This window comes from Cryobacterium sp. 10I5 (assembly GCF_035019865.1).
GTDB lineage: Bacteria > Actinomycetota > Actinomycetes > Actinomycetales > Microbacteriaceae > Cryobacterium > Cryobacterium breve_A.
Map to the genome: position 1 here is coordinate 1 of NZ_JASJVI010000080.1, position 18708 is coordinate 18708.

Below are 18708 nucleotides of genomic sequence, written 5' to 3' on the forward strand. Positions count from 1 at the left end.
GCCGCCGCCTCCGCCACCGACGGACCCGCCACCGCCGAAACCGGAACTCGAGGAGCTCGACGCGGTGCCCGACCACGCCGCCGTCGTCGAGCTCGCGAAGCCGCTCAGGCTCGCCGCGAAGAATCCGGCGTTGAACGCACCGGTGCCGTAGTACCAGTCCGGCTGGGACCCGCTCTCCGCGTAGTACTGGCCGAGCACGGCCGACCAGTCCTTCTCCTGCCCGAACAGCACGGCGAACGGCAGCAGACGCTCGTAGAGCTTGAGCACCTGCACCGGCTGGCCGGGGTCGACCATCGTTTCCGGGCTCCCCGGCTCCGGGCGGTACGGAGAGCGCAGGGCGCCCTGGGGGCTCTGCAGCACCCGCAACCTGTCGGTTTCGGCGACTCCGATGTACAACCTGACTCCTTCGAGGTAGTCGCGCAGTTCCGCCCCTGCCGCGGTGAGCGGGCGGATGCTCGACGCGAGTGACACGGTCGTGATCGCGCCGAGCAGCCCGGCGAGGAGGACCAGGAACGGCCACGCCCCGCCGATCTCGAGGGCGAGACCGACGACGCCGCCGAGGACGGCGACGAGTCCGCCGAGAACGGAGAGGCCGAGCAGCGCGGAACGCAGGGGCCCGCCCTTGTTCTCTCGGAACCCGGCGGGGATCGCCGCCCGGCGGGTCGCCCGCAGTTCGCCCTGCACGGCTGTGGTGAGGCTGGTGCTCTTCTGTTTGAGGTCGCGCTGGGTACCGGGTTTCAGTCCGGGGAAGAGGTGGCCGAGCACGGAGAGCTCCGCCTTGTCGACGCCCCCGGTGTTGCGCAGTTCGAGCAGGTAGTGCTTGGGCCCGGAGCCTTCGAGCACTCGTACATTGCCGCGCACGGCGAACTGCAGGAACTGGGCGGTCATGGCCTTGGTACTCGTGCGGGTGACCTCGCCGGCCTGGAGCAGGTTGACGCCCTTCGGCGGCAGGTATTCGGCGATGATCGTCGGCCGGCCGGCGGCGTTGCGCCAGCGGGTCGCCCGCAGGGCGATCGCGAGGGCGGCGCAGACGAGCGCGAGCACGGCACCGGCGAGGCCGATGGCGGGGAACGGGCTCGCGAAGAACGAGTTGTCCCTCGGCACGAAGGTGCCCGGAGTGAAGCCGACGACCAGGGTGAGCCCCTCATGGGCGGCGAGGCTGCCGCTGCTCGCGGTGATCCGGGTTCCGGTCGTCGCCGCCGAGCTCGAATCGGTGCTGATCTCGGAGCAGTCGGCCGAGGACGTCGCCGATCCCTGCAGGCATCGGGCCTGGCCGGTCAGCCGGTCGGTGAGCGCGGGGTCGACCGTGAGCGTTGCGGAGACGGAGCCGAAGGGTTGTGCCCAGCCGGTGCCGTTGACCTCCCAGTAGAATTCCTCGTCCTGGGCGTCCGTCGGGACCAGGGTCACGTCCCGCTGCGTGTAGGTGATCACGTAGGTCTGCGCGCCGTGCACGTAGCCGTCCGCCGCGCTCGTCACGATGAAGAAGTCGCCTGCGTCGCTCTCGCTCGTGTCGCTCGGCCGCGGTGCGCCGTTCTCGTCTGTGACGCTGACCAGGTCGACTCCGGTGGGATGCCCGTCGTAGTGGGTTGGGATCGACCGGCGGATGCCGTGGTTCTGATCGATATCCGGGAACCGGGCGACGATGGTCTCCGTCGTCGTCAACGCGGAGTGCCCGTCCGCTGAGCGGCTGAGCACGAAGTCGGAGTGCATCGAATCGAAGCTGAAGTCGTCGACGCCTCCGGGCACGGAGAGCGCGGGCAGCGCCGGCGAGCCGAGGGGCGCGGCCGCGACGGCCGCCGCGGGGACGGACAGGGTGAGAAGGGCGAACGCGCCCAGGATGGTGACGAACAGGGATCGAGCCAATCGGCGCATGCCCCCACTCTAGCGAGCGGGCTGGGGCGCAGACGTCGCTTCGGCGGTGGCCGTGATGCGGTTGGCCATGCCGCTGAAGATGATCCCGTGGAACGGCAGGATCGAGAACCAGTAGAGTCGGCCGCCGAGGCCGCGTGGGAAGAACACGGCGCGCTGCCGGTAGACGGAGCCGCCGTCGGCGGCCGGTTCGGCGGTCATCTCGAGCCAGGCCAGCCCCGGCACCCGCATCTCGGCCCGGAGCCGGAGGAAGCGGCCGTGCTCGAGGCTCTCCACCCGCCAGAAGTCGAGCACGTCTCCGGTGTGCAGTCGTTCCGCGTCGCGCCGGCCGCGGCGGAGCCCGACGCCGCCGACGAGCTTGTCCGCCCAGCCGCGCACGGCCCAGGCGAGCGGGAAGGAGTACCAGCCGTTGTCGCCGCCGATGCCCTCGATGATGCGCCAGAGTTCGGCGGGCGCAGCGGGGGTGTGCTTCGTGCGAAGGTCGGTGTAGACGAGGTGCCCCGCCCACTCCGGGTCGCTCGGCAGCGGGTTGCTGCTCGCCCCCTCGATCGAGGCGTTCCGCCAGCTGGTCTCGACGTCGCCGTCGCGCATCCGCCCGAGTGCGAGCCGCACGGCCGTGCGATAGCCGGTCAGGCCGCCGTCGGGCACGGGGATGTAGCCGTCGATGTCGTGCTCGCCCATCACGCAGTCGTTCTGGAGGGAGGCGATGATCGGCACGGCGAGGTTGCGCGGGATCGGGGTGACGAGGTTGACCCACTGCGAGGCGAGCCACGGGGTCAGCACCGGCAATGAGGCGATCGGGCGCTGGCGGAGGCCGGCCTCGAGGGCGTAGCCGTTCATCATCTGCCCGTAGCGGAGCACATCGGGTCCGCCGATGTCGAAGGTGCGGTTGACGGAGTCTGGCAGGTCCGCCGCCGCGACGAGGTAGTACAGCACGTCGCGCACGGCGATCGGCTGGATCTTGTTCCGCACCCACTTCGGTGCGGGCATGTACGGGAGCACATCGGTCAGGTGCCGGATCATCTCGAAGGACGTCGACCCGCTCCCGATCACGACGCCGGCCTGCAGGGCGGCGGTCGGCACGCCGGAGGCGAGCAGGATCCGCCCGACCTCGGCCCGGGAGCGCAGGTGCCGGGAGAGGGTCTCGGTGTCCGGGTGCAGCCCGCCGAGGTAGACGATCCGGGACACGCCGGCCGCAGATGCGGCAGACGCCAGCGTCCGGGCTGCCCGTGCCTCGGCCTGCTCGAAGTCACCCGAACTGCCCATCGCGTGCACGAGGTAGTAGACGACGTCGATCCCGGCGCACGCCGCGTCCACGGCGTCGGCGTCGGAGAGGTCGCCGACCCGGATCTCCACCCGGTCCCGCCAGGGGACGTCGGTGAGCTTCTGCGGCGAGCGCACCAGCACGGTCACCTCGAATCCGGCGTCGAGGAGGAGCGGAACCAACCGTCCGCCGATGTAACCGGTCGCCCCGGTCACGAGTGCTCGTCTGGCATTCATGGACACGAGCCTAGGGCGAATGCCCGGGCCGAGGCTGGGAGCCTGCCGGGCCTGTGGATGAATCGCTCGCGCGCGATGGGAATCCGGCAGGATCGGCGCATGACTCTTCGACTCGACCCCCGATATCCGCTCGTCTGGCGCTCGCCGGACACCATCCAGCTCGGCGTCGATCACCCGGTACTCCGGGTGCGTGTGCCCGGCCCCGGCCTCGAACGCGTCATCGATGCTCTCAGGTCCGGGGTGCCCCGCACCGGGGCCGTCATGCTCGGCCGCACGGGCGGCGCGACTCCGGAATCCGTGCTCGACCTGCTCGACGAGCTCCGCCCGGTCCTGCTCGACGACCGCGGGCCGGAACCGCCGCCGCGCCGGCACTGGGTGTCGGTCGACGGGCGCGGCACGACGGCCGCGCGGCTCCGTGCCTTCCTCGACGACCTCGGGCTCGACGCCCACGACCTCGACGCCGACCTCGACCACGATATCGACCTCGACGCCAGGGTCGACGGCAGCCGACAGGGCGCCGACGAACACCGCATCGGCACAGGCATCCGTTCCGGCGCGGCGGGCGCGACAGAAGCGGATGCGGCGGAGCCCGCGACAACGGACCTCGCGGTCATCATCGGCCGGTTCGCGATCGAGCCGGCGCGCTACCGGCGCTGGCTGAACCGGGACGTGCCGCACCTGCCCGTCGTGTTCGGCGATCGCGAGGTGCGGATCGGCCCGCTCGTGGAGCCGGGACGGGGCCCGTGCCTGTTCTGCCTCGAGCAGGCCAGGGTCGACGCCGACCCGGCCTGGCCGGCGATGGCGAGCCAACTGGCCCACCGGCCCGCGCCGACAGAGTCACCGCGTCGCGGGCTCGAGGTCGCCGTCCGGGTTGCGGGGATCGTCCAGGACCGGGTGCTGTCCGGCCGGTCGGAGCTCGCGGGCGTCTCGCTCTCGATCGACGCCTCGAACGGCAGGATCACGCGCCGCGGGCACCGGCCGCACGAGCGTTGCGCATGCCGAGCTCTGTCAGGAACCGCGATCGTTCCCGGGGCGCCCGTTGCTGGTGCCCGGACGCGGACCAGCTCAGTGCGAGGCGCCGGCGTGCCCGGGTGATGCCGACGTAGAGCAGCCGGCGTTCCTCGTCGATCTGCTCGAAGGTGCCCGCGTAGCTGATCGGAACGAGCCCCTCTGACAGCCCCACCACGAAGACGGCGTCCCATTCGAGGCCCTTGGCCGAGTGCAGCGTCGCGAGGGTCACCGCAGAGACGGTCGGTTCGTGCTGGCCGGCCTGCCGTTCCATCAGCTCGTCGGTGAACTGCCGGAACGTCGTTCCCGGCGGCGCCTGGTCGACGAGTCCCATCAGCGCGTTGAGCGATTCCCAGCGGTCGCGCACCGCTCCGGCCGCCTCCGGTGCTGTCTGGCTCCAGCCGAGCGAGCGCAGCACGTCGCTGGCCGACTTGAACAGCGGTTCGCCGACGATCGAAACGGATGCCGCACGCAGCTGCATCACGGCCTGCTTGACCTCGGTGAGGTCGAAGAACCGCTTGGATCCACGGATCTGGTAGCTGATCGACAGGTCGCCGAGCGCGGTCTCGAGCGCGGCGGCCTGCACGTTGACCCGGTAGAGCACCGCGATGTTCTCCGGCCGGGTTCCGGATTCGATCAGTTCGAGGATCTGCTGGGCGACTCCGCGCGCCTCGGCGAGGTCGTTCGCGTACTCGTGGACGCTCGGTTCGACGCCAGGGTCCTCCGAGTGCGCGCGCAGGGTGAGTGCACCGGTGCGGCCGCGCATCAGCTGGTTCGCGGTCGTGACGATCGCCGCGGTGGACCGGTAGTTCTGTTCGAGGCGCACGACCGTCGCGTCCTCCCAGCGCTTGGGGAAGTCGAGCAGGTAGTCGCTGCGGGCGCCCGCGAAGGAGTAGATGGTCTGGCTCGCGTCGCCGACCACGCACAGGTCCCTGCGGGGCCCGACCCAGAGGGCGAGCAGGTCGTGTTGCAACGGCGACACGTCCTGGTATTCGTCGACGACGAAGAAGCGGTATTGCTCACGCACCTGCAGGGCGACAGAGGGCTCGGACTCGATCATGCCGGCCATCGCCAGCAGGACGTCCTCGAAGTCGATCTGCTTGCGCTCGTCCTTCAGCCGTTCGTAGCGTTCGTGCATCGCGACGACCTGGTCGGCGTCGAGCCGACCGGGCAGGCTGCGCGCGGTGATGCCGGCGGCGTAGTCCTCGATGGAGAGCCCCGTGGTCTTCCGCCATTCGACCTCGGCGGCGAGGTCGCGCAGGGTCGGAGTGTCGAGCCGGAGCTTCAGTTGCTCGGCCGCGTGGCCGAGCAGCCGGCCCTTCCCGTCGAGGATGCGCGGCGCCTGGCCGCCGACCACGTGCGGCCAGAAGTAGTTGAGCTGGGAGAGCGCCGCGGCGTGGAAGGTGCGTGCCGCGACGCCGCCGGCGCCGAGCTGGCGCAGCCGGCCGCGGAGTTCGGCGGCGGCCCGGGAGGTGAAGGTGAGCGCCATCACCCGGTTCGGGGCGTATGCACCCGTCATCACCCCGTAGGCGATCCGGTGGGTGATCGCGCGGGTCTTGCCCGTGCCTGCGCCCGCGAGCATGCACACCGGGCCGACGAGGGCCTCCGCGGCGATGCGCTGCTGGTCGTCGAGGCCGGACAGGAGCGTCTCGGGGGTCATCGCCATCCGGCGACCAGGTCGGGGCCGAAGTCGATCGGCCCGCCGTACCACTGCTCGATGATCGCGCGCGCGATCGAGGAGCGGCCGGGCAGGATGATGCTGTCGCCCGCCGCGGCGAGTTCGGAGCGGCTGAACCAGCGCAGGTCGAGGATCTCCTCGCCGTCCGGCAGGACGCCGGCGGGCTGCTGGCCGTCGGCGAGCCGGGCGGTGAAGCCGAACATGATCGAGGCCGGGAACGGCCACGGCTGGGAGCCGAGGTAGACCGGGTCGGCGACCCGGAGTCCGGACTCCTCGAACATCTCACGGATGACGGCGGCCTCGAGCGACTCCCCCGGTTCGACGAAGCCCGCGAGCAGGGAGAAGCGATTGTCCTCCCACATGGCATTCGAGCCGAGCAGGATGCGATCGTCGGCGTCGGTGATCAGCACGATCACGGCGGGATCGGTGCGCGGAAAGACCTGGCTGCCGTCGACGGGGCACCGGCGGCTCCAGCCACCGCCCTCGACCTCGGTCGCGGCGCCGCAGCGCGGGCAGTGCGCGTGCGAGGCGTGCCAGTTCGCGAGCGCGAGCGCTTCGGTGAAGAGGCCGGCGTCGCGGTCGGAGAGCGCGCTCGCGACGGTGCGGAGCGGCACCCAGAGGGACTCGTCCGGTTCGAGGGTCGCGGCCGTGGCGTCGTCGAGGATCGCGGCGACGAGGCGGGTGCCCGCGGGTTCCGCACCCTCATCGGCGAGGGACCGGCCCAGATAGAGCTCGATCGGGGTCTGCGCGACGAGCGCGGACGGGAACAGCCGCAGCCGGGGCCGGCGGGTTCCATCGCGGGAATCGTGCGCCGCGAGTTCGTGGGTGCCGTCGGAAACGTCCCCCGGTTCCTCGGCGAGGAGCGTGGAACCGCGCCAGAGCGGGAGGACGCGTGTTGCGGCATCCGCCCGGAGTTCGTCGAAGAGCCCGGGCACGGCCCGGGTGAGGTGGTCCCTGTCGACGGCATGGCGGGACAGCGGCAGTCTGGCGGTGAATGTGAACGGCATGAAGACCCCTTCGGACTCTGGCGTGACTGCCGAAGTTGTGTGGAGGCGTGGCGAACGACCACACCGAGGGGAAGTCGACCTAACCTAGTAGGCATGGCCAGATCCCATCTCACTCTAGCCGCGCTCGCCACTTCAGCCGTGCCCGGTCTCGACGTCGTCCAGGCCCGCAGCCACGGCTCCAGCGGGCGCTCGCCCGACGCGCACGGGGCGTACGATTCCGCCGTGCTCCTGGACCGCGACGGACGCTCCCTGATCATCCGGGTGCCGCTCTCCCAGGCCGCGGAGACCGAGCAGTCCGCCGACCTCGTGGCGCTCCGCGCCCTGACCGTCGGCAATCGCAGCCGGCTGCCGTTCGACGTTCCGCAGTTCGTCGGGCAGGCCCCGCTCAGCGGGACGCGCGCCGTCGTCTACGAGTTCCTGCCCGGCGACACCTTCGACGCGGATGCCCTCACCGGCCACGCGGGCGTCTCCGGGTCGATCGGCCGGGCCATCGCCGCCATCCACGGCCTGCCGACCGCGGTTGTGAGCGATGCCGGACTCACGCAACGCAGTGCCCAGGATTGCCGCACCGAGGTCATCGAGCTGATCGGCCGGACCGAGGCGACCGGGTACCTGCCTGCTGCCCTGCTCCGCCGCTGGGAGCTCGCGACCGACGACGACTCCCTCTGGCAGTTCCTGCCCTGTGTCATCCACGGTTCGCTGTCCGCGGAGTCCTTCCTGATCGGCGAGAATTCCGTGGCGGCCGTGCTCGGCTGGGCGGCGCTGAGCGTCGGCGATCCGGCCAGGGACCTGAACTGGCTGCTCGCCTCGCGCGGGGCGGCCGGCGAAGCGGCGATCGCGTCCTACGGCGGCGCGCGCCAGGGCAACGACCCGCGCATCACGCAGCGGGCGATGCTCTACGCCGAGCTCGAGCTCGCGCGCTGGCTGCTGCACGGCACGGACACCCGCAACCAGGGCATCGTCGATGACGCCGTCGCGATGCTCGACGGGCTGGTCGAGAACGTGCACCACGCGACCTCGCACCCGCTGTCCCCCAAGACCGGCCCGATCCTGAACGTGTCAGAGGTCGAGAGCCTACTCGCCGAGACCCCGTACGCGGCGGTCAGGCGTGCGCCGGCCGCCGCGATGCACACGGATGCCTACACGCTGTCCGACTTCGAGACCGGCGAGTTCGCCGACGAAGCGGACACCACCGGCGCGATCGACGTCGTGGGCGACGGCACCGACACCGACACCGGCACCGGCGACGACTCGCGGGCCGACGTGCTGGACACCACGGCGGACCACGCCGCCACGAGGTCCGCCTCGGAGTAGAGCCGCTCGGGGGCGACCATGGTGTCGTCGGCGACGAAATAGAACACCGCGTCGACGTCGTCCGGGTCGATGCCCTTCCAGCTCGCGTACGCGAGCCGGTAGAGCGCGAGCTGGGTCTGCTTGAGTTCGAGGTCTGCCGCGTTCTTCGGCGCCCGGCCGGTCTTCCAGTCGACGACCTGGTAGCCGGTCTCCGTGCGGTACACCGCGTCGAGCTTGCAGATGAAGACCTGGCCGGCGAGCACGTAGTGGATCTCGATCTCGACCTCCTCCGGCTTGAGGCCGGCCCAGGGCGACCGTTCGAAGGTGGCCTGGAGTCGTTCGAGCTGGGCCTGCTCGAGCGGCTGGTTCTGGTCGAGGTCGAGGTCGAAGGCGTCGGCATCCGTGTCGGTGTCGGCTTCGAAGAGCCCGGCGTCGATCCGGTCGCCGCCGAGGAGGCCGCCGGCCCGCCGTTCGACCCAGGAATGGAAGAGGGTGCCGAGCCGGGTGGCCCGGTACGGCCGCTCGGGCATCGGGCGGCGCACCTGCGCGGCGATCCCTGCGGGGTCGTCGACGTAGTCCTTGAACCGCGAGGCGGGAATGCGGGCGGGCAGCGGGGCGACCGCGCCTGCGCCCTGGCGGAGCGCGCGTTCCTCGAGCAGGAGGGTCACGACATGGGACCAGCGCGTCTCCCGCGCCAGTGATTCCGGATCATTCGCCGCGCCGCGCACCCCGGCAGCGGCGGCTTCGACGACGGCCCGGCGGGTGCCGAGCGGGTCGAAGGGCCAGGCCGGCGTGAGGCCGTCCTCCGGGGCGGGTTTCTCGGCGGTGGCGCTCTCCCCGGGCAGGGGCTCGATGAGGCCGGCCTCGGCGAGCTCGACGAGGTACCGGCTCGGGGCGCGCACGGTCGATCCCGTTCCCCAGAACGAACCGGTCAGCAGGAGTTCGTGCCTGGCCCGGGTGGTGGCGACGTAGATCAGCCGGCGTTCCTCGTCGTCGTGCCGGTCGGCGAGCTCCGCCTTGTACGCCTGGAAGGCGAGGTCGTAGGACAGCTGGCTGTCGTGGCCCGTCCAGTCCAGCTGGGGCAGCTCCGCGTGGTCGCCGCGGAAGGGGTATGGCAGCTCGCCGAAACGGATCCAGCCGGTGACCTCCCTAGCGGGGGCCGGCAGGCTTTTGTCGGTGAGGTTCGGGATGGCGACGTAGTCCCACTCGAGGCCCTTGGCGCCGTGGATGGTGAGGAGTTGCACGGTGCCCTGTTCGGCCACCTCGGCGCGCGGCCCCATGTCGTCGGCGAGTTCGGCCCTGCCGAGCCAGCGCAGGAAGCTCGCGGCGGTGCCGAGCTCGTCGCTCGCGAGGAAGTCGGAGACGGTGTCGTGGAAGGCGTAGAGGTTCGCGAGGCCGAGGCTGTTGTTCTCGTTCGCGACGAGTTCGACGTCGAGAAGGAGCTCCTGTTCGACGAGGCGCACGAAGTCGAGCAACGGGAGACCGGCCCGCGACCGCAGCCAGGCCAGCAGCCTGCCCGCGGCGCGGAGCCGCTCCCGGCCGAGGTCGGTGAAGCCGGCGAGCTGGCCGTGGCCGGGCGGCGCCGCTGCGGCGAAGTCGAGGGCGTCGACGAGGGATGCCCCCTCGTCGTCGGCGACGGACGCCCTGAGCTTGTCGGTGAGTTCCCGGCTGACGGCCTTCTGGGCCCAGTCGTGGGCGGCGAGCCACCGCGAGACGGCCGCGAGGTGTTGCAGGTCGCGCGGCCCGACCTGGAATCGGGCGCCGCTCAGCAGCCGGACGAGTTCGCTTCCCGCGGAAGGATCGTGCACGACCCGGAGCACGCTCACGACGTCGGTGACCTCCGGGGTGGAGAGCAGACCGCCGAGGCCGAGGACGTGGGCCCTCACGCCGTTCGCGCGGAGGACCCCGGCGAAGAAGTCCATGTCGCGCCGGGCGCGGAAGAGGATGGCGCCGGACTTGTCGCTGCCGGCGCCGAGGCGTCCGGCGAACCAGCGGGCGACGGCCTGGGCCTCGTCGGTGGCCGTTTCGGCGAGGTGCGCGGTGACTGCGCCGGGGCGGGTGCCGTCCGGCACCTTGAGGGTCTCGACCTGGATGCCGTTCGTCCGGCGGCGCAGGGCCTCACTGAGCGGGGCGACGAGGGTGTTCGCCGCGTCGAGCACCGAGCGGGGGTTCCGCCAGGTGAAGGAGAGCGACATGGAGGGGGTGACCCGGTGCTCGGAGCGGGCGTCCGGGTCGAAGTCGTCGGAGAAGGCGAGCAGGTTTGCGGAGCTTGCACCGCGCCAGCCGTAGATGGACTGGTGCGGGTCACCGACGGCCATCACCGGATGCCGGGCGAAGAGAGTGTGCAGGAGCTCGGTCTGCAGCACGGAGGTGTCCTGGTATTCGTCGAGCAGCACGACCCGGTACTGGTCGCGGTACCCGGCGACCACCCGCGGAACCCGCTGGCTCACCTGCAGGGCGAGGGCGACCTGGTCGGAGAATTCGATCAGGCCGAGCCGGCGCTTCTCCCGGTCGTACTCGCCGGCGAGTTCGGCGAGCACGGGCAGCGGCCCGACCGCGGCGAGCGAGTCGACGACGGAGGAGTACGGGACCTTCTTGCGAGGGTTGCCGTATGGCAGGTCTTCGAGGTAGGCGAAGCCGGCGGCGAGGCCGGCAAGGTCGTGCACGCCGCCGCCGGGAGCTCCCGCCGGGCCGCCCGTCGTGAGGCCGGTCGTTGCCGGGCCGGTCGTTGCCAGGCCGGTCGTGAGGGGAGGCGGGTTCTCGGCGAGCAGGCGGCTGAACCGGAGCACGGCATCCGTCACGGCGTCGAGGCTCTTTCCCCAGGGCACGAGCCTGCGGTCACCGTGCTCGATCACGACGCGGCGGGCGAGCAGCCAGGCGCTCGTCTCGGTGAGCAGCACGGACTCGGGTTCGCGGCCGAGGAGGAGGGCGTTGTCGGTGAAGAGTCGGCTCGCGAAGGAGTTGTACGTCGACACGGTCGGGGTGTTGAACAGGCCGGAGTCGACGAGTTCGCCGGTGGCCTCCGCGCCCGCGGCCGGGGTGGGTGCCGGAAGCAGTCCCTGGGCGTCGAGTTGGGCGATGCGGTCGCCGATGCGCTCGGCGAGTTCGCCGGCCGCCTTGCGGGTGAAGGTGAGCCCGAGGACCTGGTCGGGGCGGGCGAGGCCGTTGGCGAGCAGCCAGAGCACCCGGTTGGCCATGGTCTCCGTCTTGCCGCTGCCGGCTCCGGCCACGACGAGGGTCGGCGCGAGCGGGGCCTCGATCACCGCCTGCTGTTCGGGGGTGGGCGGGAACATGCCGAGCGTGCCCGCGATTTCGAGAGCGCTGACCGGGTTCTGCGGACGATGCGGGTCGTGCGGCACGGGTATTCCGTTCTGGCTCATGAGCTGACCTGCCCGATGATGTGGATGCGGCAGGCCCCGTGCGAGCGCGGGTCGAGGCAATGCGTCGCGAGCTCGGCGACGAAGGTCGCCCCTCCCATGAGCGCCGCGTCGGCGCCCACCCGGGTGCGGAAGGCGAGGAGCTGTTCTTCGGTGAAGGTGGCCTGGGTGGGGTTGCGGTAGTTCTGCTTGACGGTTCCGGAGGAGACGATCACGAGGCGGGCGCCCGCGAGGGGGGTCCCGGCGGGGACGCCCTCGATCTGGCCCTCCTGGAAGGCGAGCTGGTAGGCGCCGAGTTGCGGGTGGTCTGCGACGCCCGCGTCGCTCACGGGGTCTCCGCGCCCGGTCTTCAGGTCCACGATGACGGCGCTGCCGTCTGCGAGGCGTTCGACCCGGTCGACGGTGCCGGTGAGCCAGGCGCCGTCGACGTCGAAGCCGAAGCTGCCCTCTGCGCTCAGGAGTTCGCCGCCGGTGCGTTCGAAGTCGAGCAGGTAGGAGGCGAGCCGGTCGGTGAGGTTTCGCGCGTCGGCGCGCTGTACCTCGGACTGCCACTCCGCGTCGAACCGGAGCTCTCCCCAGCGTTCGTCGACCGCCTGCCACAGTGCATCCGGCTGGCGGTCGGTCGACTCCTCCATCACCGCGTGGATGATCGTGCCGAGGTTCGCCGCCGTATTGGAGCTGCCGCCGCCGAGCCGGCCGATCGCCCAGTGCAGCGGGCAGGTCTCGACAGCGGCCATCTTCGACGGCGAGACCCGCACCGGGTCGTCTCCGGCAGCCGGGTCGTTGAGGGGCTGCACTGTGCTGGGACCGGCGAGGCCGTACCACTGGCCGGGGTCGGCTCCGGGCACGGCTGCCGCGGCGAGCCTCGCGAGGGTCGCCGCGGCATCCGCTGCGCGCCCCGACCCGTCGGGGTGCCCGGACAGGGCGCCCGTCGCGACGCCCCTGGTGAGGTCGCGGCGCAACCGGCCGACGAGCCCGCGGAGCGACACCGGGTAGCGCCCGGCGGGGTCGGCGGCGTCCGCCCCTGCGGGCTCGGTGGGTCGCGGCAGCAGCTTGAGGAACACCGACGGCTCGTTCTCCTCGTTATCGACGGCCGTGACGAGAAGTTCGCTGCGGGCCCGGCTCGCGGCCTGGGCGAACATGCGCAGTTCGTCGTGCAGGACCTCGGTGCGCGCGTCTCCGCCACGGGGGTCGCGCCCGGAGGCGAGCGCGGCGAGGTCGCCCGCACCGAGCAGCGAGCCGCGGATGCGCAGGTCGGGCCAGACGTTCTGCTGCACGTTGGCGATCACGATGAGGTCGAACTCGCGGCCGATCAACCCGTTCGGTGTCGACACGGTGACGGCGTCGCCGAGGGCGCGCGGGGCGAGGGTGTCCTCTGGGACGTCGGTGTCGACGAGGTGTTCGAGGAAGAGCACCGGCGGGGCCGCCGGCGTGCGTTCGACGTAGCGCTGCGCCGCGGAGAACAGGGCGACGACGGCGTCGAGGTTGTGGTTGGCCTCGTCGGCGATGATGCCGATCCCGGTGGACTGTTCGAGCCATTCCCTGGCGAGGCCGCTGCGCTGCCAGAGGCCCCAGAGCAGTTCTTCGATCGAGGCACCGGCCTCGTATTCGACGGATGCCGCGAGGAGGCTTTCCGCGCAACTCGCCGCGCGGCGGGCGGTGCGGTTGTCGATTGCGGACAACAGCGACGGCGTCGCGAACACGGCGGCGAGCAGCTCGTCGGCGGTGCGGGTGCGCCCGGCGCCCGCGGTCGCGAGCGATGCCGGCCGGCCGGGTTCCTGCTCGCCGGGCCCGGGCTGGCCCGACTCTGGCTGGCCGAGTTCCTGCTGGCCGAGCTCTTTCGGGCTCAGTTCCTGCTGGCCGGGCTCGTGCTGGCTCAGTTCCTGCTGGCCGAGCTCTTTCGGGCTCAGTTCCTGCTGGCCGGGCTCGTGCTGGCTCAGTTCCTGCTGGCTCAGTTCCTCCTGGCTCAGTTCCTGCTGGCGCAGAGCGGCACGCAGGCGGCGCAGGGTGATCGGGTCGAGGCCGCCGAGGGGGCCGCGCAGGAGTTCGGTCGCCGCTTCGGCGTCGAGCGGGCGGCGGCCGAGGGTGACGTCGAGGGCGAGGATGAATGCGCGCACGGCCCATTCGTCGCGGAGCGCCGTCTGGGCGGAGGGCACCTGGGTGGGCACTTCGAGGGCGGCGAGGCCGCGGGCGAGTGCCGGAATGGCGGAACCGCTCCGCGCGACCACGGCCATGCGGCCCCAGGACACTCGGTCGAGCACGTGCCGTTCCCGCAGCCTCCCGGCGATGAGAGCGAGCTGGTCGGCGGGGCTCGCGGCGAGGAGGGTCTCGACGGAGGAGGCGGATGCCTCGGTGCCGGCCGCGTCGGCGCCGGACTTCGCGGCGCCCGACGCTTCGGATCCTGGGTCTGCGGTTCCTGAGTCTGCGGTTCCTGAGTCTGCGGTTCCTGAGTCTGCGGCGCCGGACTCGACTGCGGGCACGCCATCACGGGGATCGACACTCGCGGCGCGGCGTTGGGTGCCCGCTGAGGCTGTCCCGATCCGGTGGGTGATCTCCCGCACGACGCCGCGGATGCCGGGGCCGTGCCGGTAGACCGTGTCGAGCACGAGGGTCGTGACGAATGGTGCGCCCGGCGCAAGGTAGGCGCCGAGCCTGCCGACGGCATCCGCGTGGGCGCCGTTGAAGGAGCCCGTTGTGATGTCGGGGTCGCCGGCGGCGACGATCGCGACGCCGCGCGCCGCGAACTGGGCGAGCAGGGTGAGGGTGGCCCGGTTCAGTTCCTGGGCGTCGTCGACGACGATGAGGCGAAGGCCGGCGAGGGTGCCCAGGGTCGCGGATCCCGCGGACCCCGGGGCGGCTGCGGCCACGACGGCCGCCGCGAAGCCCGCGAGTTCGGTGGAGTCGTACTGGCCGGGCCGGCTCTGGTCTTTGACCTCGTCGTAGCCGTGGATGAAGTGGGCAGCGGCGACCCATTCCGGGCGGTCGTTCTCGGCGCCGAGTGCGGCGAGGCGCGTCGGGGTGATCCCGTATTCGACGGCCCGCATCATCAGGTTGCGCAGCTCGGTGCGGAATCCGCGGAGCCGGCGCACGCCCGGATCGAGGGTGGACGGCCAGGCCGGGCCGGAGGAACCAGCCCCGCCTCCGTTGCGGTCGCGCCCGCCGTCGAAGGAACCTCCGGCATCGCGGTCGCGCGCGTCGAGGTCGCCGCCGTCGCCGACAGGCCCGCCGTCGTCGAGGGCGCCCTGCAGCAGTTCGGCGATGATCTGGTCCTGCTCGCCACCGGTCAGCAGCGTCGGTGTCGGACCGCCGGCCGCGGCCTCCGCGCCGCGCACGAGCTGGAACGCGATGGAGTTCGCCGTGCGGGCGAGCGGGCCGTTGGTCGGAACGCCGAGGCGAAGCGCGAGCCGGTCTCGCAGAACGGTGGCGCCCGCGCGCGTCGGCACGAGCAGGAGCACCTCCCCCGGTGCATAGCCACGCCCGAGGACGCGGTCGGCGAGGAGCTCGATCAGGGTCGTCGTCTTGCCGGTGCCCGGTGCGCCGATGATCGCGGCCGAGACCCCGTCTGCCAGGTCGAGGGCCGCCCGCTGGGAGTCGTCGAGGGGGAATGCCGGCGCGGAAACGTCGCGGTCGAGGGTCGGATTTCCGAGGCTGGTCACGTTTTCAAAGCTAGCGGGTTGCGCCGACAGTGAACGTTGTCCGGCTGCCCGCCCGTTCTGTCGTAATCTGGGCGCTTAGGCAACGAAAGGCGCATCTGGTGGATATCCGCATTGGCATCTTCAACTCTCCCCGTGAGATCAGCTTCGAGACGTCGCAGGCCGCGACCGACATCGAGGAAGCGGTAGCCGCCGCCCTCTCCGGTTCGACCGGGTACCTCAAGCTCGCCGACAGCAAGGGCCGGGTGTTCATCGTCCCGACGATCGGCCTCGCCTACGTCGAGCTGGGCTCCGAGGAGTCCCGTCGCGTCGGTTTCGTCGCCTAAACCCGACATGGAACTCCTCTTCGCCGCGCTCGGCGGGGCCGTCCTCGGCCTCGCGGCACGGTACGTGCTGCCGGGGCGCACGAATCACGGCGCCGTGCTGCTCCCCGCGATCGGCACGATCGTCGCCATGGTCGTCTGGGTGGCACTGACGTGGTTCGGCTGGGCGTGGAACGGTGGCTGGATCTGGTGGGCCACCCTCATCATCGCCGGCGGAGCATCCGTCGCTTCGGGCATGACCCTCGCGCGCTCACGCGTCGCCGGAGACTCCCGGATGCTGCACGAGCTGATGCGCACGGGTCACCCGGGCCGCGCCTAGCCTCACGCTCACCGGGCGCCGGTGTTCCGCCGGTGCCCGTGCGGTGCGCCACCCGCGCAGCACCCTCGCTCGAGCACGGGTCCACCTCCGCGTGCTCAGGCGGTGAGGCCGAGGCCGTCCATCCGCCGGGTGTGCGCGGCGATCAGTTCGGTGAAGACCGGCTCGATGCGCTCCTCGGCGGGACCGGCGACGGTGACGACACCGGTCTGGTCCGGCGTGCCGGCGAACGCGAGCGCGGAGCGGGCGACGAGCAGGGTGTCCCCCACGAGCCGACGGCCCCAGAGGGCCAGGTGCGAGGCGAGCGGCGCATCCGCTGCGATCGCGGCCGCGAGCTGCGAGGCGAGGATCTTGGCCCCGGCGTCCTCGCCGAGCAGGTGCGCGACCCGCGGACCCACCTCGCCGGGGAGCCCGTCGGCGAGCCGGATGAAGAAGTCGTCGAGCAGGCCACCGGCGAGGTAGCAGCTCAGCAGCAGCTCGGTCCAGTCCGCGCCCGTGATCTCGGCGCGGAACGCGTCGAGGGCCGGCACGAACGGCGCCATCACGTCGGCAGGTTCCGCTCCACGACGGCGGATCTCGGCGACGAGGCCCTGGTGCTTGGAGAGCGCGCGGCCGGCGGCGGCGCTGAGCGCCTGCTTGGCGGCGAGGTCCGGAGCAATCTGGACGGCGCGGGCGAGGCTCTCGAAGACGCCGAGCTCGAAGTACGCTGACTGGCCCAGGAACGGGAGAAGTTGCGGGGTGAGGTCCTTGATGTCCACTTTCGTGGTCGATGGACGTTCCCCCCGGGTGGTGAGCCGGGGGATTATCTCGACGCGCTTGGAGCGCCCATCAAACCAGGAGAACACCAGCCCAGCTTAGGACAGAGCTGCGGCGTCCGCGCGGCCGGACACACGCCCGTCCGCGTGGCTTCGGCTGCTTCCCAGACACCGCCCGGTAAGGTGAGACAAGCCATCGGCATGGATCGGTGGCTGGTGCCCGAGGCAGAAGACGGGCGCATTTCCGTTTCCAGCTAATGACAGGCAAACTTTCGTGACTTTCTCTGAACTCAATATCGACCAGGACCTGGTTGACGCTCTCGCCAGTAAAGGCATCCTCGAGCCGTTCCCGATCCAGCTCCAGACCATCCCGCTCGCGATGAGCGGCCAGGACATCATCGGACAGGCCAAGACCGGCACCGGCAAGACCCTCGGCTTCGGCCTCCCCCTCATCCAGCGCCTCGGCCTCGACCCCGAGCCCGGCGTGCAGGCGCTCGTGGTCGTCCCGACCCGCGAACTGTGCGTGCAGGTCAGCGAAGACCTCGAGATGGCGTCGCAGAACCGCAACACCAAGATCGTGTCCATCTACGGCGGCAAGGCGTACGAGGGCCAGATCGAGCAGCTCAAGGCCGGCGCCCAGATTGTCGTCGGCACCCCGGGCCGCCTGCTCGACCTCGCGAGCCAGCACCTGCTGAGCCTCTCCAATGTGCGCGAGATGGTCCTCGACGAGGCGGACAAGATGCTCGACCTCGGCTTCCTGTCCGACATCGAGCGGCTCTTCGCCCAGACGCCGTCGACCAGGCACACCATGCTCTTCTCCGCGACGATGCCCGGCCCGATCGTGGCCCTCGCCCGCCGCTTCATGAACCGGCCCATCCACATCCGTGCGCAGGAGCCCGACGAGGGTCTCATGCAGGCCAACATCCAGCACATCGTCTACCGTGCGCACAGCATGGACAAGGACGAGGTCATCGGCCGCATCCTGATGGCGGAGGGCCGCGGCAAGACCGTGATCTTCACCCGCACCAAGCGCGCGGCGGCCAAGCTCGTCGAAGAGCTCGGTGACCGCGGTTTCAACGCGACCGCCGTGCACGGCGACCTCAACCAGGACCAGCGCGAACGCGCCATGGCCTCGTTCAAGGCCGGCAAGAAGGACATCCTGATCGCAACGGATGTCGCCGCTCGCGGAATCGACGTCGACGATGTCACCCACGTGATCAACCACACCATCCCCGAGGACGAGAAGGCGTACCTGCACCGCGTCGGGCGCACCGGCCGCGCGGGCAAGACCGGCATCGCGGTAACGTTCGTCGACTGGGACGACATGCACAAGTGGACGCTGATCAACACGGCGCTCGACTTCGGCGTTCCGGTCCCCGTCGAGACGTACTCCTCTTCACCGCACCTGTACTCCGACCTCAACATCCCGGTCGGTTCCAAGGGGCGCCTGCGCGTCTCCCCCGTGCGCGAGCACGCCGCGGGAACCGGACACTCGGACTCCGGCCGCTCCGGCGGCGCCGGGCGCACCGGTGGCGCCGGCCGCTCCGGCGGCTCGGGCCGCGGCGGCGACGGAGCTCGCTCCGATTCGGGCCGCACCGCAGACGCCGGCCGCTCGGGCGCCGCTCGCACCCGTACCCGCGTCAGCCAGTCCACCAACCCCGACGCCCCCGCCGTGACCCCGGCAGCCGGCACCCACGACGGTGGCGGAGCCCAGCACCACGACGGCAACAGCGCCCCGCGCCGCCGCAGCCGTTCACGCCGCTCGGCCCCCGCGGCCGGCGGAGCCAACTAACCGCTTCGGCCTCCACCCTCTCCGCTGCCAGAACAGGGCGCGTCCGCTTCGGCGGCCGCGCCCTTCTGCGTGCGGCAACCGGCAACATCCGCGGCGCGCAGATCGGTGAGGTGTCGCAGATCGACGTTCCCGCGGCG

The 18708-nt window shown here is 71.4% G+C and carries 10 protein-coding genes and 1 pseudogene; 4 read left to right on the forward strand and 7 right to left on the reverse strand.

All coding sequences use genetic code 11. The annotated features are described in order from the left end of the window. The 4 genes from QN350_RS15840 to nudC form a co-directional block, all read right to left on the reverse strand. On the reverse strand, positions 1-1872 hold a 1872-nt coding region (locus tag QN350_RS15840), incomplete at its 3' end, for a DUF2207 family protein (protein WP_323516911.1). Positions 1873-1881: 9 nt separating this feature from the next. Further along, a complete protein-coding gene (locus QN350_RS15845) occupies positions 1882-3369 on the reverse strand; it encodes an SDR family oxidoreductase (protein WP_322139340.1) in 1488 nt (495 codons plus the stop codon). A 958-nt stretch (positions 3370-4327) separates the two neighbouring features. Further along, positions 4328-6037 (reverse strand): ATP-dependent helicase, encoded by a 1710-nt coding sequence (locus QN350_RS15850; RefSeq protein ID WP_416173027.1) that lies wholly within the window; start codon positions 6035-6037, stop codon positions 4328-4330. Further along, complete coding sequence (nudC, locus tag QN350_RS15855; protein WP_322139339.1) at positions 6034-7062, reverse strand: NAD(+) diphosphatase; 1029 nt, start codon at positions 7060-7062, stop codon at positions 6034-6036. The genes QN350_RS15850 and nudC overlap by 4 nt, the downstream gene beginning before the upstream one ends. A 93-nt stretch (positions 7063-7155) precedes the next feature. Between nudC and QN350_RS15860 the strand changes: the two are divergent. Further along, positions 7156-7869 (forward strand): annotated as a pseudogene (locus tag QN350_RS15860) (phosphotransferase); the annotation flags it as partial. Between the two features lie 332 nt (positions 7870-8201). Here the strand turns inward: QN350_RS15860 and QN350_RS15865 are convergent. Then, entirely contained in the window at positions 8202-11735 is a 3534-nt protein-coding gene (locus QN350_RS15865; protein WP_322139338.1) for an ATP-dependent DNA helicase, read from the reverse strand. After that, a complete protein-coding gene (locus tag QN350_RS15870; protein ID WP_323516912.1) occupies positions 11732-15388 on the reverse strand; it encodes a PD-(D/E)XK nuclease family protein in 3657 nt (1218 codons plus the stop codon). Before QN350_RS15870 ends, QN350_RS15865 begins: the two co-directional genes overlap by 4 nt. A 98-nt stretch (positions 15389-15486) precedes the next feature. Here QN350_RS15870 and QN350_RS15875 point away from each other — a divergent pair, with 98 nt between their 5' ends. Together QN350_RS15875 and QN350_RS15880 are read left to right on the forward strand one after the other, a co-directional pair. Beyond that, positions 15487-15711 (forward strand): DUF3107 domain-containing protein, encoded by a 225-nt coding sequence (locus QN350_RS15875; protein ID WP_281534339.1) that lies wholly within the window; start codon positions 15487-15489, stop codon positions 15709-15711. A 7-nt stretch (positions 15712-15718) separates the two neighbouring features. After that, positions 15719-16027 carry a hypothetical protein gene (locus tag QN350_RS15880; RefSeq protein WP_281534338.1) on the forward strand — a complete coding sequence of 103 codons (309 nt, stop codon included), beginning with the start codon at positions 15719-15721 and terminating at the stop codon, positions 16025-16027. A gap of 95 nt (positions 16028-16122) precedes the next feature. On the opposite strand, the gene QN350_RS15885 is transcribed toward QN350_RS15880, so the two are convergent. Then, a complete protein-coding gene (locus tag QN350_RS15885) occupies positions 16123-16869 on the reverse strand; it encodes a ferritin-like fold-containing protein (protein ID WP_322139336.1) in 747 nt (248 codons plus the stop codon). Positions 16870-17053: 184 nt separating this feature from the next. Between QN350_RS15885 and QN350_RS15890 the strand changes: the two genes are divergently transcribed. Beyond that, complete coding sequence (locus tag QN350_RS15890) at positions 17054-18571, forward strand: DEAD/DEAH box helicase (protein ID WP_281534336.1); 1518 nt, start codon at positions 17054-17056, stop codon at positions 18569-18571. Positions 18572-18708: the final 137 nt, after the last annotated feature.